The organism is Solidesulfovibrio alcoholivorans DSM 5433, from assembly GCF_000702665.1.
Classification (GTDB): Bacteria; Desulfobacterota; Desulfovibrionia; order Desulfovibrionales; family Desulfovibrionaceae; genus Solidesulfovibrio; species Solidesulfovibrio alcoholivorans.
Genome location: NZ_JNJA01000003.1, coordinates 274,151 through 287,370, shown reverse-complemented (window position 1 = coordinate 287,370; position 13,220 = coordinate 274,151). Strand labels below are relative to the sequence as shown.

At 65.5% G+C, this 13,220-nt stretch carries 10 protein-coding genes and 1 tRNA gene; 8 read left to right on the top strand and 3 right to left on the bottom strand.

Translation table 11 applies throughout. The features are described from left to right. Positions 1-10: 10 nt before the first annotated feature. From glgA to pdxA, 4 genes are all read left to right on the top strand, one after another. Positions 11-1,468, top strand: coding sequence for a glycogen synthase GlgA (gene glgA / locus Q368_RS0107375; RefSeq protein WP_029458536.1), 1,458 nt, complete (start codon positions 11-13; stop codon positions 1,466-1,468). A gap of 100 nt (positions 1,469-1,568) precedes the next feature. Next, entirely contained in the window at positions 1,569-1,691 is a 123-nt protein-coding gene (locus Q368_RS27265; RefSeq protein ID WP_281174618.1) for a hypothetical protein, read from the top strand. Positions 1,692-1,717: 26 nt separating this feature from the next. Next, a complete protein-coding gene (gene glgB / locus Q368_RS0107370; protein ID WP_029458535.1) occupies positions 1,718-3,649 on the top strand; it encodes a 1,4-alpha-glucan branching protein GlgB in 1,932 nt (643 codons plus the stop codon). A gap of 138 nt (positions 3,650-3,787) precedes the next feature. Further along, positions 3,788-4,816 carry a 4-hydroxythreonine-4-phosphate dehydrogenase PdxA gene (pdxA, locus tag Q368_RS0107365; RefSeq protein WP_029458534.1) on the top strand — a complete coding sequence of 343 codons (1,029 nt, stop codon included), beginning with the start codon at positions 3,788-3,790 and terminating at the stop codon, positions 4,814-4,816. Positions 4,817-4,838: 22 nt separating this feature from the next. Here pdxA and Q368_RS0107360 read toward each other — a convergent pair whose 3' ends face one another. Both Q368_RS0107360 and Q368_RS0107355 read right to left on the bottom strand, forming a co-directional pair. Then, positions 4,839-5,327, bottom strand: a complete 489-nt coding sequence (locus tag Q368_RS0107360) for a universal stress protein (RefSeq protein WP_029458533.1) — start codon at positions 5,325-5,327, stop codon at positions 4,839-4,841. A gap of 22 nt (positions 5,328-5,349) precedes the next feature. Next, positions 5,350-6,303, bottom strand: a complete 954-nt coding sequence (locus Q368_RS0107355) for a serine/threonine protein kinase (protein ID WP_029458532.1) — start codon at positions 6,301-6,303, stop codon at positions 5,350-5,352. A gap of 226 nt (positions 6,304-6,529) precedes the next feature. On the opposite strand from Q368_RS0107355, the gene Q368_RS0107350 reads away from it, so the two are divergent. After that, positions 6,530-8,032: a hypothetical protein gene (locus Q368_RS0107350; RefSeq protein WP_029458531.1), complete on the top strand. Its 1,503-nt coding sequence runs from the start codon at positions 6,530-6,532 to the stop codon at positions 8,030-8,032. A 63-nt stretch (positions 8,033-8,095) separates the two neighbouring features. On the opposite strand, the gene Q368_RS0107345 is transcribed toward Q368_RS0107350, so the two are convergent. Beyond that, positions 8,096-8,171 (bottom strand) — tRNA-Ala (locus Q368_RS0107345). 192 nt (positions 8,172-8,363) lie between these two features. On the opposite strand from Q368_RS0107345, the gene Q368_RS0107340 reads away from it, so the two are divergent. The 3 genes from Q368_RS0107340 to Q368_RS0107330 all read left to right on the top strand — a co-directional run bounded on the left by Q368_RS0107340 (position 8,364) and on the right by Q368_RS0107330 (position 13,196). Further along, positions 8,364-8,813: a 4Fe-4S binding protein gene (locus tag Q368_RS0107340; RefSeq protein WP_029458530.1), complete on the top strand. Its 450-nt coding sequence runs from the start codon at positions 8,364-8,366 to the stop codon at positions 8,811-8,813. After that, positions 8,797-10,566, top strand: a complete 1,770-nt coding sequence (locus Q368_RS0107335) for an aldehyde ferredoxin oxidoreductase N-terminal domain-containing protein (RefSeq protein WP_029458529.1) — start codon at positions 8,797-8,799, stop codon at positions 10,564-10,566. Before Q368_RS0107340 ends, Q368_RS0107335 begins: the two co-directional genes overlap by 17 nt. Positions 10,567-10,688: 122 nt before the next feature. Further along, entirely contained in the window at positions 10,689-13,196 is a 2,508-nt protein-coding gene (locus Q368_RS0107330; protein ID WP_029458528.1) for a plasma-membrane proton-efflux P-type ATPase, read from the top strand. The last annotated feature ends 24 nt before the right edge of the window (positions 13,197-13,220 follow it).

Sequence of the window (13,220 nt, the reverse complement as noted above, 5' to 3'; positions counted from 1 at the left end):
GAGGAGCGCGATGAAGTTCCATCACAAGGTCCTCTTTGTCGCTTCGGAGATGTACCCTTTTTCCAAGACCGGCGGTCTTGGCGACGTCATGGGCGCGTTGCCCAAAGAACTCAAGCGGCAGGGCGTCAATGTCGCCTTGATCGCACCGTATTACGGCCGGCTCAACACGAGCGACCACCAGTTGCGGCTGATCTATTCCAAATGCCGCGTCGGCTATCCCTGGGCCCCCATCACGGCGGACATCTACACCGCCACCTGCGACGACGTGCCGGTGTATTTCGTGCAGCGCGGCGAATACTTCGACCGCCGTTTCTATTACAATACCCACGACGGCGATTATTTCGACAACTGCGAGCGCTTCATCTTCTTCTGCCGGGCGACCATGGCCTGGGCCAGCCGCCTGGACGGCGCGCCGGCCATCGTCCACGCCCATGACTGGCAGGCGGCGCTGGTGCCGGCCTATCTGCGCTTTTTGCGCCCGGAAGCGCCGTTTTGGCGCAACACCAAGACCGTCATGACCATCCACAACCTGGCGTTCCAGGGCCGGTTCGCTTCGCGGCTCTTCTGGGATTCCGGGCTGCCGCGCGAGGCCTGGAACATGGACGGGGCCGAATTCTGGGGCGATTTCAACCTGCTCAAGGCCGGCATCGCCTATTCCGACATCGTCACCACGGTGAGCCCCACCTACGCCTTGGAGATCCTCTATCCCCAGTTCGGCTGCGGCCTGGAGGGCATTCTGTCCAAGCGCTCGGCGCAGCTGCGCGGCATTTTAAACGGCGCGGACTACACCGTTTGGGACCCCATCAACGACCGCTACCTGCCGAGCGCCTACAGCGCCGACGACCTGTCCGGCAAGGACCTCTGCCGGCGCAACCTCGTGGCCGAACTCGGCCTCGACCGCCGTTTCTTCAAGCGGCCCATCCTCGGCTTCATCGGCCGCATCCGCGACCAGAAGGGCGTCGATCTGCTCATCGACATCATGCCGAGGCTCATGGAACAGGACGTGGCCGTGGTGGTCCTCGGCGAAGGCAGCCTGGACTACGAGGCCGTGCTCCTCGACATGATGGAAAACTACCCCGGCCGCCTCGTGGTGCGCATCGGCTACACCGAGGACCTTGCCCACCGCATCCAGGCCGGGTCGGACATCTTCCTCATGCCCTCGCGCTACGAGCCCTGCGGGCTCACGCAGATGTACGCCCTGCGTTTCGGCACGCCGCCCGTGGCCACGGCCGTTGGCGGGCTGCGCGACACCATCGTCTCCTGGCCCGACCCCGAGGCCACGGGATTCACCTTCCGCGAGCCCGATCCCGAGCTGTTCTTCCGGGCCATCCTTGACGCCCTGGAGATGTGGCGGCAACCGGAAGCCTGGCGCGGCATGGTCCGGCGCGCCATGCGCGCGGATTATTCCTGGGAAAAGGCGGCCAAGAACTACATCAGCCTCTACCGGGAGCTTGGCGCGGACATCTAGTGTTGTGTCCCTTAAAAAATAGGGTAGTCTTTCTTAGCGAAGAAGAAGTGTTCGAAACTTTTGTCCTCGAAAAAGCGGAAGCCTTCTTCGAGGACGCGACATGAGGCTCCCGGACCGCCGCACGCCGACCCGCATGGCCCGTGTTGGCGACCTGCGGCCGCTTGCGGCGCTCTTGTCGCACAACCGGCCCGGAATCGTCGCCGCCTTGCCTTACCGGCAGTGATCGAGGCGACCACAAAGGAGTCCGTCATGTCAGCGACCGCCCTCAAAAAGCCCCAAACGCCATGCCTGCCCGTGGACATCGGCGAACTTGACATCTACCTCTTCGGCCAGGGCCAGCACTGGGACCTCTACCGCGTGCTCGGCGCGCATCCCCATGACGGCCCCGAAGGCCCGGGCTACCGCTTCGCGGTCTGGGCCCCCAACGCCAAAGGCGTTTCCGTGGTCGGCGACTTCAACGGCTGGACGCCGGAGCTGCACAAGCTCTATCCCGTGGCCGCGTCGGGCATCTGGGCCGGATACGTTCCGGGCATCGCCCAGGGCGCGCTCTACAAGTTCTCCGTGGTGCAAAAAGACGGCAATACGGTGGAAAAGACCGACCCGTTCGCCTTTTTCGCCGAGATGCGGCCGGGCGTGGCTGCCTGCGCCTGGAGCCTCGACGCCTACCAGTGGAACGACGCAGCCTGGATGGACGCGCGCCGGGCGCACGATCTTCCGCTTGACGACGCCGTTTCCGTCTACGAGGTCCATGCCGGTTCCTGGCGCTGGAAGACCAAGGATTACGGCTCGTTTTATACCTACCGCGACATGGCCGAGCAGCTCGTGCCCTACGTCAGGGACCTGGGTTTCACCCACATCGAATTCATGCCCCTGGCCGAGCATCCCCTGGACGAGTCCTGGGGCTACCAGACCGGGCATTATTTCGCCCCGACCTCGCGCTTCGGCACGCCCGAGGACCTGCGCTTCCTGATCGACGCCTGCCACCAGGCCGGCATCGGCGTCATCCTCGATTGGGTGCCCGGGCATTTCCCCAAGGACTCCTGGTGCCTGGGCCGCTTCGACGGCACCGGGCTCTTCGAGCACGAAGACCCGCGCCAGGGCGAACACCCCGACTGGGGCACCTACGTTTTCAACTACGGCCGCCACGAGGTGCGCAACTTCCTCCTCGCCAACGCCCTCTACTGGTTCAAGGAATTCCACATCGACGGCATCCGCATCGACGCCGTGGCCAGCATGCTCTACCTCGACTACTCGCGCAATGAAGGGGAGTGGATTCCCAACAAGTACGGCGGCAAGGAAAACATCGACGCCATCGACTTCCTGCGCGACCTCAACGTCGTGGTGCACGAGCATTTCCCCGGCGCGGCCATGATCGCCGAGGAATCCACCTCCTGGGCCGGCGTCTCCCGCCCGGTCTACACCGGGGGCCTCGGGTTCACCTTCAAGTGGAACATGGGCTGGATGAACGACACCCTGGACTATTTCACCAAGGATCCGGTGTTTCGTTCCTACCACCAGAATCAGCTCACCTTTTCCATGCTCTACGCCTTCCATGAGAACTTCGTCCTGCCGCTTTCACACGACGAGGTCACCCACGGCAAGGGCGCGCTCATCTCCAAGATGCCGGGCGACCAGTGGCAGCAGATGGCCAACCTGCGCCTTTTCCTCTCCTACATGTGGGCGCACCCCGGCAAAAAACTCGTCTTCATGGGCTGCGAGTTCGGCCAGTGGAAGGAGTGGAATTCCCATGAGCCCCTCGACTGGGTGCTGACGGAATTTCCGCCCCACCAGGGCGCCATGTCCCTCGTGCGCTCGCTCAACGCCCTGCACAAGGCCTTCCCGGCCATGCACGTCCGCGACAACGACTGGACCGGCTTCGAGTGGGTCGATCTCTCGGATTACGCTTCCTCCGTCATCACCTTCCTGCGCAAGGCCCCGGATGGCTCGCAAATTCTCTGGGCCTTCAACTTCACGCCCATCATCCGCGAAGACTATACCGTGGGCTGCCGCGTCCCCGGATTCTGGAAGGAAATCTTCAATTCCGATTCGGCGTTCTTCGGCGGCACGGACAGCGGCAACGGCGGAGGCGTCATGGCCAAACCCGCCACCGTCGGCGGCTGGCCCCATTACCTGTCCCTGACCCTGCCCCCGCTCGCCGCCGTCGCGTTTACGCCGGAATAGGGAAGCGCTGGGAGGCGCATATTTGAAGAATACGCCTCCCGCCGCGCCCAAAGCCCGCCCGGGCCGACTGACCACCGCTCAAAGGACAGGCTTTCTTTTTCGTATTAACCAGCATTAGCGCAACAAAAGCAGTATTCCATGACTCCAATCGCCGCTCCTCCCGCTCCCCCTTTGCTCCTGACCCTCGGCGACGCCAACGGCATCGGCCCGGAACTGGTCTGCCGCCTTCTTTCGGAGGAACCCCAATGCCGCGCGTCGTTGCGCCTTGGGCTCATCGGCCCCGAAGCGGCCCTTGTCGCCCACTGCGAGCGCCTTTCCCTGCCCAGGTTCTGGACGCCGCTTCCCGCCGACAACCCCGACGCCCTGGCGGCCTCGCCGCCCGGCGTCTATCTGCTGACGCCGCCGCGCCTGGACGGGCTGCCGGTCACGCCCGGCAAGGAAACCCCGGCCGGAGGGCTCGCCGCCGGCGAATCCCTGGAATACGCCACGGCGATCCTCGCCCGTCATCCCGACTGGGGCCTCGTCACGGGGCCGCTCTCCAAGGCGGCGCTCAACGCAGCCGGTTTCGCCTTTCCGGGGCATACGGAGTTTTTGGCCGAACGCTCGGGCGTGGGGCCGTCCGGGGTGTGCATGCACCTGTGCGGACCGGTGCTGCGGGTCAGCCTCGTCACCACGCATCCGCCCCTGGCCCGGGTGCCGTCGCTCGTCACCTACGACCGCGTGGCGCTGTGCCTGGCGCTCACCTGGGACTACGTGAAGCGCCTGGGCCTGACGGACAAGCCCATCGCCGTGTGCGGGCTCAATCCCCATGCCGGGGAGGGCGGGTTGCTCGGGAGCGAGGACGAGGCCGTGGTGCGCCCGGCCGTGGCGGCCGCCGTGGCCAAGGGGATACGCGCCATGGGGCCGCTGCCGGCGGATACGGTCTTTCACCGGGCGGTGGGGGGCGAATTTTCCGCCATCCTGGCCATGTACCACGACCAGGGACTGCCGCCGCTCAAGATGCTGCACTTTCGCGAAACGGTGAACGTCACCCTGGGCCTGCCCTTCGTGCGCACCTCCGTCGGCCACGGCACGGCCTTCGCGCTCGTCGGCACGGGACAGGCGGATACCGGCAGCCTGCGGGCGGCGTTGCGCCTGGCGCGACAGATGACGGGTGGCGCGGCCTAGGCCGCGCCACCTCAAAAATACGTCAGGCCACGACCCATACGGCCAAGCCCTTGGCCGCCTGGATGATCTTGGTCGAGACGCTGCCGAAGAGGAATTCCTCCTGCTTGGACACGCCGCGGCGGCCGACGACCACCGTGCCGTAGTCGCCTTCGTCGGCCAGGCGCAGGATTTCCAGGGCGATGCTCGTGCCGATGCTGCACTCGCGCGATTCGCGTAGCGGCGAACGGCAGCTTTCCACGAACCGCGTCTCCACCCAGGCGGGCGGGAGGCCCGCGGCGAGCAGCATGTCGCGGGCGTCGGCCAGGGCCTTGTGGGTGAGCGTCACGCGGTGCGCGCATTCCTCCTTCCAGGACGCGTCGTCGGGAAACAGGTCGCGGTCCGGCGGCCGCTCGATGGCCGCCACGGTCACATGGCGTTGCGGCCCCACGCCGGTCATGGCCGCGGTGTAGGCCACGGCGCGCCGGGAGTTTTCCGAGCCGTCGAAGGCGATCAGGATTTTTTCGGTGTTCATGGCCGCTCCGTTTGGCGAGGGGTCAGCGCTGGCCGCGCACGGCGTCGAGCGCCCGTTCCAGGTCGCGGATGAGGTCGGGCGTGGCGTCGTAAAAGACGTTGGCCGCCATGGAAAAGCGCAGCAGCACGTTGTTGAGCGCTTCCGGCACGTAGGGGAAGAGCTTGCGCAGGTTGACGATGCGGTTGGGAAACATGATGGAGCAGTCTTCCGTCGTGATGCGCGCGCGGACTTCCGGCGAGACGGACTGCGTGGTGTGCTGCCCCATGCCGACGAGGAATTGGATGATGTTGCCCAGGCCAAAGAGGTCCAGGCCGAACGGGCTGTCCTGGAAATCGAAGGTGTAGTCGAAATCGATCCAGGTATAGGTCCCGGAGTCGTAGCGCACGTAGAGATGGTCGCGGCGGACGTCGCCGTGCTTTTCGTTGTGCGCGTGCAGCCAGGCGATGGCCTGGCAGGCCTCGATGAAGTGCGTGAGCACCTCCGGGAAGAGTTCGAAGAAATAGTCCCGGTGGGGCATTTCCAGGGCCTCGATTTTTTCGTCCAGCCGCTTGCCCGGCACCACGTCGAGGATGCGCACGGGGTTGCCCGCCGTATCGGGGATGGTTTCGCCCTGCATGAAACGGTCGTCGCCGCGCACGAGGTCGAGGATGCGCGATTCCTTGCGCGGGCTGCGCGTGCAGGTGACGACCATGGATCCGATGGTCATGGGAAAGGATTCGTGGAACACGAGCTTGACGAGGCGGCGTTCCCCTGTTTCCAGGTCGCGGCAGCGTTTGACCCAGAATTTCGGGTCTTCCATGCCGAAACGGCGCTCGGCTTCGTCGCGCAGCACCAGGAAATGGCGCTCGCCCAGGGCGATGACGTCGCCGTGGCCGATGCGCATGAATTCCGTGGTGTCGGTATGGATTTCCCCCACGTGCCGGGCGGGAAAATCCGGGGCCAGACGGGCGAGCAGTGCGCGGGCGGATGGGGGCAAGGCGACCTCGTTGCGTACGTTTTTTCGTATCTATGCACCAAAGCGGCATAAGGGGCAATGGCTGGCCGGGAATTCCCGCTCCGACGGCCGGTTGGGGGCAGGGGCGCTTGTCCCGCGCCGCGGAAAAAGGCAAGGCGTTTGAACGGCCCCGGTGTGGCGGATTGCCGGGAAGCGGACGGGATTGAACGCAGGCGCGTCCGGGAGCGGGTCGCGAAAGGGGATGGCGATGGCGGCGACGACTGCGCGGGGCGGCGGCGGATGGACGGGCAAGGCGTTCTGGTGTGTCCTGTGGGCGGCGCTTGGCGTGTACCTCCTTTCCCGCACGGCCAGGATGAACGCCGACCCGGACCTCTGGGGCTATCTCGCCTTTGGCCGGCTTTTCTGGGAGGGCGGCTTTCCCTACAAGGACGTCTTTGCCTTCACGCCCGTCAAGGACGCCTGGGTCTACCACGAGTGGCTGCTCGGGGTGCTTTATTACAAGGCCGTGGCGTATTTCGGTCTCGAATTCCTGCAATGGCTCAAGTACGCCGCGCTCCTGGCGACGCTTGCGCCCCTTGTGCGCGTGGCCGTGCGCCGGGGCGGGCGGCAGGCCACGGCGTACTGCGCCATCCTCTACGTCATGCCCGTCTTCACCATGAATGCGAGTCCCGTGCGGGCCAAGGTCTTTTCCCACCTGTTCTTCGCCGTCACGGTACTGGTGCTGGAGTTGTGCCGACGCAAACGGTTCACGTACGGGTTGTGGCTGCTTCCTTTGTTCGCCTTCTGGGCCAATCTGCACGGCGAGGTGGCGGTGGGGTTTCTCGCGCTTGGCGCGTACGGCGTGGGTTCGTTTTTAAACGGCGAACGGGGCCTTGCCGCGCGCTATGCCGCCGTGACGCTCGGCTGTTTCGCCGCCTCGTGCGTCACGCCCTACGGGCCGGCGGTGTGGAAATTCTTCCTCTACGCCTGGGGCCATTCCCGGCCGGACATCCTGGAGTGGCAAAGCATTTTTCATTTCGTCCGGGGCAATCCGGGCTTCGGCGTCTTTTTCGCGACGCTGACGCTTATCGTCGTGGCCGCCGCGATGCTGGGCAAGGGCAGGCGCGAGGCGGTTTCGCTGCTCATGCTGTTCGGGTTCCTTTTCGCCGCGGCCAAGTCCGTGCGCATGCTGACCTATCTGTGCCTGGCCATCGTCTTGTATGTGCCGGCCTATCTGGATGCGTATGCGGCGCGGCTGGCCGTGCGGCTTGCGCCGTTTCGCCGTGCGGTTTTGTCGTGTCTGGCCCTGGCGGCCCTGGGCTATGGCGTGTGGCAGGGGGCTGCGCTTTGGCGGCGGGGCATTGCGCGCATCGTGGTTACGGACATTGCCGCCCACGACCCGGGAGCCGGATTCATGTATTATCCTGTGGACGGCCTGCGCCACATCCTGGCTACGAAGTGCGCGGGCCGGATCATGCCGCAGTTCGCCTGGGGCGAGTATTTGCTGTGGGAGCTGCCGCCGTCGTTTAAAATCGGCATGGATGGCCGCTACGAGACGGTCTACGACGACGCCTATACCGACGCCTATTTCGCTTTCGTAAACGGCAAAAGCGATACCGGCGCATTCCTCGACAAATACGGCGCGGACATCGTGGTGCTCAAAAAATCGGAGAAGGCCTGGGAGAACATGCGCTGCCTGCCGGATTGGGAGGAGGCGTTCGGTAACGAGGGCTACAGCGTGTTTTATAGAAAAACGCCAGCCGCATCTTGAGCGATTAGAGCGGCAAAAAGAAAATGGGCCTTGCGGCAAATAGCCGCAAGGCCCTGATTTTCTTGGTGGAGGCGATGGGACTTGAACCCACTACCTATGCGTTGCGAACGCATCGCTCTCCCAGATGAGCTACGCCCCCGTTAGGAAGAAGGGGTATAGGCGGATTCCGGGGACGGGTCAAGGAATCCCTGGCCCGCCCGCGCAAAAAACCTTTGCACGGCAAGTGGTCCGGTCACGGTTGACCCGATGCTCCGTGTCTGCCACAGTGAGGATCGGAATTCCCCGGAACCATTATGTCTTTTTTGGCCGCAAGGCCGAAGGAGCCCTGTTCATGAAAGTCCATCGCGCCCTGCGGATGGAGCGCTGCATCGGCTGCCACTCCTGTTCCCTGGCCTGCGCCAGGCTTGTGTATAAAAATTTTTCCTGGAACACCGCAGGCATCCGCATCCGCTCCACGGGCGGCGTCTCCAGCGGGTTCCAGGCCGTGCTCTGCCTGGCCTGCGACCCAGCCCCATGCGCCGCCGCCTGCCCCACGGGCGCCATGAGCCCGCGCAAATCCGGCGGCGGGGTGCTGCTCAAAAAATCCCTGTGCGTGCAGTGCGGCAAATGCGCGGCCGCCTGCCCGGTGGAGGCGATCAACCTCGACGCCGCCGGAAACCCCAGCGTGTGCATCCACTGCGGCCAGTGCATCCCCTTTTGCCCCCACGACTGCCTGGAGCTGGTGGAAGCCGCCGCCCCGGCCGCGCCCTGCCTGGAGAGCTGCAATGTCGCCGAAAAATAACGACCCCGACCTGTTCCGCGTCCTCGTCTATGATCTTTCCGCCAGGCGCGGCGACATCGTCCTTGTGCCCGGGCGCGGGCAATACATCGGCGGTTCGGGGCTGGCGGCGCTGCTTTTCGAGAAATACGGCCTGCCCACGGCCCCGCCGTTCGATCCCGGCCAGCCGCTCATCTTCGCCATCGGCCCGGCCACGGGCTACTTTCCGCTCATGAGCAAGACCGTGTGCGGCTTCAAGTCGCCCTACAACGGCAACTACGCCGAATCCCACGCCGGCGGCCGCTCGGCCCTGGCCCTGCGCTTCGCCGGCTTCGACGCGCTGGTCGTCACGGGCAAGGCCGCGCGCCTGTCCACGCTCGTCGTGGGGGCGCGGCGCATCGAGCTCCTCGACGTCCACTACCTGCGCGGCGCGGACGTCTTCACCACGGGCAAGCTCCTGCGCAAGATCGCCGCCGGCGCCTCGGGCCACCGCAGCATCATGCGCATCGGCCCGGCAGGGGAAAACGGCAGTGCCTACGCCTGCATCAACGTGGACACCTACCGCCACTTCGGCCGCCTCGGCGCGGGCGCCGTCATGGGCGCGAAAAACTGCAAGGCGCTCGTCGTCATGGGCGACGGCGACCTGGCGCTCCCCGAGGACAAGGCCTATCCGAAGTTGTTTAAGGAAATCCACGACAAGGTTACCGCGTCGGGGATGATGGAGAAATACCACAACCTCGGCACGCCGGCCAACGTGCTGCCCCTAAACGCCCTCAAATCCCTGCCCTGGCGCAATCTGGCCGCGACCACCGACCCGGAGGCGGACAAGATCTCCGGCGAGGCGTTCGCGGAAAAGCTGCTCATGCACAACGCCGCCTGCGCCGGCTGTCCCGTGGGCTGCATCCACGTCGGCATGGTGCGCGAGATGTTCTCCGCTTCCCACCGCTTCGCCATCCACCAGGTGGCCTACGACCACGAGCCCAACTTCGCCGCCGGCCCCATGCTCGGCGTCACCGACCCGAGCGAGGTGCTGGCGATAAACGACGTGGCCGACCGCCAGGGCCTGGACATCATCTCCGCCGGCGTGGCCCTGGCCTGGGCCGTGGAAGCCACGCAAAAGGGACTCGTTTCCGAAAAAGAGACCGAGGTGAAGCTTGCCTTCGGCGACGCGGCCGCTTTCAAGCGGGCGATGTGGCTGCTTGGCCACAAGGTCAACGACTTCTACGCCGCCCTGGGACAGGGGGCGCTTGTCGCGGCCAGACAGTACGGCGGCGAGGACTTCGCCTGCGTGCTCGGCCAGGAGATGGCCGGCTACGCCACGGGCGAGACCTATTTCGCCTCCCAGACCGTGTCCTTCCGCCATTCCCACCTGGACACCGGGGCCTATTCCTACGACCAGAAACACAAGGAGAAGGACGTGGACGCGGTGGTCAAATTCCTCGTGGACGACGAGCGCGAGCGCGTGCTTTTGACCTGCCTCGTGGCCTGCCTGTTCGCCCGCGAGGTCTACAAGCCCGAGGTCGTCGCCGCGGCCCTGTCCTGCCTCGGGCATGGGGAGCTCGCGGCCGGCATCGATACGGCAGCGGAAAACGCCCGCCGGGCGCGTTGGAGACTGAAGATCGCCACGGGATACGATCCGCTTGCCACGCGCATTCCCAAACGCTTCGCGGAAATCGAGACCTGGAAGGGCCCCGTGGACGCGGCCTACATGGAGGCGCTGCGCGCGGGATACGCCGCGGCCGTGCTGTCGCTTGGCGCGCCGTTGCCTTCCGCGTGACGGTACGGTTTCATCGGGTGGCATTACGGCGGTGGGCCGTGCATATCGCCGTGCGCTGTGGTAATGGACGGGCATGATCCTTTATTCTCCCGCCTCGCCCATTCCCGCCAAAGGAGACGCCCATGGCCGATCAAGCGCATGACGCGGCGAAAAAGCCCCTCGCCGCGGTCCTCAAGGACGCCGGGGCCACCCCGGAAGGACTGACCGGGGCCGAGGCGGCCAAACGTCTTGCCGCAAATGGCCCCAACGCCCTGCCCGAGAAGAAGGTCAACCCGCTCCTCAAGCTGTGCGGCTACTTCTGGGGCCCCATTCCCTGGATGATCGAGGCGGCGGCGATCCTCTCGGCCGTGGTCGGGCACTGGGCCGACCTCACCATCATTTTGGTGCTGCTCGTCTTCAACGCGGCCATCGGCTTTTTCGAGGAGCACAAGGCGGAAAACGCCCTGGCCGCGCTCAAAAACCAGCTGGCGCTTCGGGCCAGGGCGCTGCGCGACGGGGCCTGGGGCGGGGTGGACGCCGCGACCCTGGTCGTCGGCGACGTCATCCGTCTGCGCCTGGGCGACGTCATCCCGGCCGACGCGGTCTGCCTCGAGGGCGACTACCTGAGCGTCGATCAGGCGGCGCTCACCGGCGAATCCCTGCCCGTGGCGAAAAAAGTCGGCGACACGGTCTATTCCGGGGCCGTGGCCAAACAGGGCGAGATGGTGGCCGTGGTCACGGCCACCGGCTCCGGCACGTTTTTCGGCAAGACCGCGCGCCTGGTTTCCACGGCGGGCGCGACGTCCCATTTCCAGAAAGCCGTGATGACCATCGGCAACTACCTCATCTACCTCACCCTCGCCATGGTCGCCGTGCTCATCCTCGTCGGCCTCGACCGGGGCGAAAAGATCCTCGAACTGGCCCAGTTCGCGCTCATCCTCACCGTGGCCGCCATCCCTGTGGCCATGCCCGCGGTGCTGTCCGTGACCATGGCCGTGGGAGCGCTTGCGCTGTCCAAACTCAAGGCCATCGTTTCGCGACTGGAAGCCATCGAGGAAATGGCCGGCATGGACATCCTCTGTTCCGACAAGACCGGCACGCTCACGCAAAACAGGCTCACCCTGGGCGAACCCATCGTTTTCGCGGCCAGGGACGCGGCCGAACTCCTGCTCCTCGGCGGCCTGGCCTCCAAGGCCGAGGACCGCGACGCCATCGATCTGGCGATCCTGGAGAGCCTGCCGGACCAAAAGGCGCTGGCGGGCTACAAACAGACGGCGTTTACGCCCTTCGACCCCGTGGGCAAGCGCACCGAGGCGGCCGTGACCGACGCCGCGGGCGCGGCGTTTCGCGTGACCAAGGGCGCGCCGCAGGTGATCATGGGGCTGTGTTCCCTTTCCGCCGCCGATGCACAAAGGGCCGACGCCGCCGTGGAGGAACTCGCGTCCAAGGGCTCGCGTACGCTCGGCGTCGCGCGCAAGGACGGGGAGGGGGCCTGGGTGTTTTGCGGTATCCTGCCGCTGTCCGATCCGCCGCGTGAGGATTCCGCCGCGACCATCGCCAAGGCCGGCGAGCACGGTATCGCCGTCAAGATGGTCACCGGCGACAACACGGCCATTGCCCGGGAAATCTCCAGGGAGCTCGGTCTTGGCCAGAGCATCGTTCCGGCCGGGGGCTTTTTCGCCGAGGGCGCGGATGTTTCGCGCCTGGGCGTGGACGTGGAGGAGCGCATCGAAGCCGCGGACGGCTTCGCCCAGGTCTTTCCCGAGCACAAGTACGGCATCGTCAAGGCGCTCCAGAACAGGGGGCACTTGGTCGGCATGACCGGCGACGGCGTCAACGACGCCCCGGCGCTCAAACAGGCCGATGTCGGCATCGCCGTGTCCGGGGCCACGGACGCGGCCCGCGCCGCTGCCGACCTCGTGCTCACCGCGCCGGGCCTGTCCGTCATCGTCGAGGCCGTGGAATACGCCCGGCGCATCTTCGAGCGCATGAACTCCTACGCCATCTACCGCATCACCGAGACCATCCGCATCATGCTCTTCGTGGTGCTCGCCATCCTCGTCTACAACTTCTATCCGATCACCGCGGTCATGATCATCCTGCTCGCGCTTTTAAACGACGTGCCCATCATGACCATCGCCTACGACAACACCTACCTCGACCCCAACCCCGTGCGCTGGGACATGCGCCGCGTGCTCACGCTCTCCACGGTTCTTGGCGTCATCGGCGTCATCGAGACCTTCGGCCTGCTCATCCTGGCCAAGACCTATTTGAAGCTCGACCTGGCGCAGATCCAGTCCTTCATCTTCCTCAAGCTGGCCGTCGCCGGGCATCTGACGCTTTTCGTCGCCCGCTCGCGCAAGCCCTTCTGGGCGCCGCCCCATCCCGCGCCGGCCATGATCTGGTCGGCCCTGGCCACCAAGGCCCTGGCCACGGCCTGCGTGGGCCTGGGCTGGTTCGTGGCCGCCGTGCCCTGGGAATACGTCGGGCTCATCTGGGGCTACTGCATCATCTGGCTTTTTATTGAAGACTGGGCCAAGCTCGTGGTATACGGACACTTGGCCATGGAACCTCCGGCGCAGCACCGGCATATCCTCGGCCGTGTCAACCGTCCGCTGCATCCCGCCGCAGTGCGTGCGGCAAAGCCCTAACCCCATCCGTTCCCTCTCAAGGAG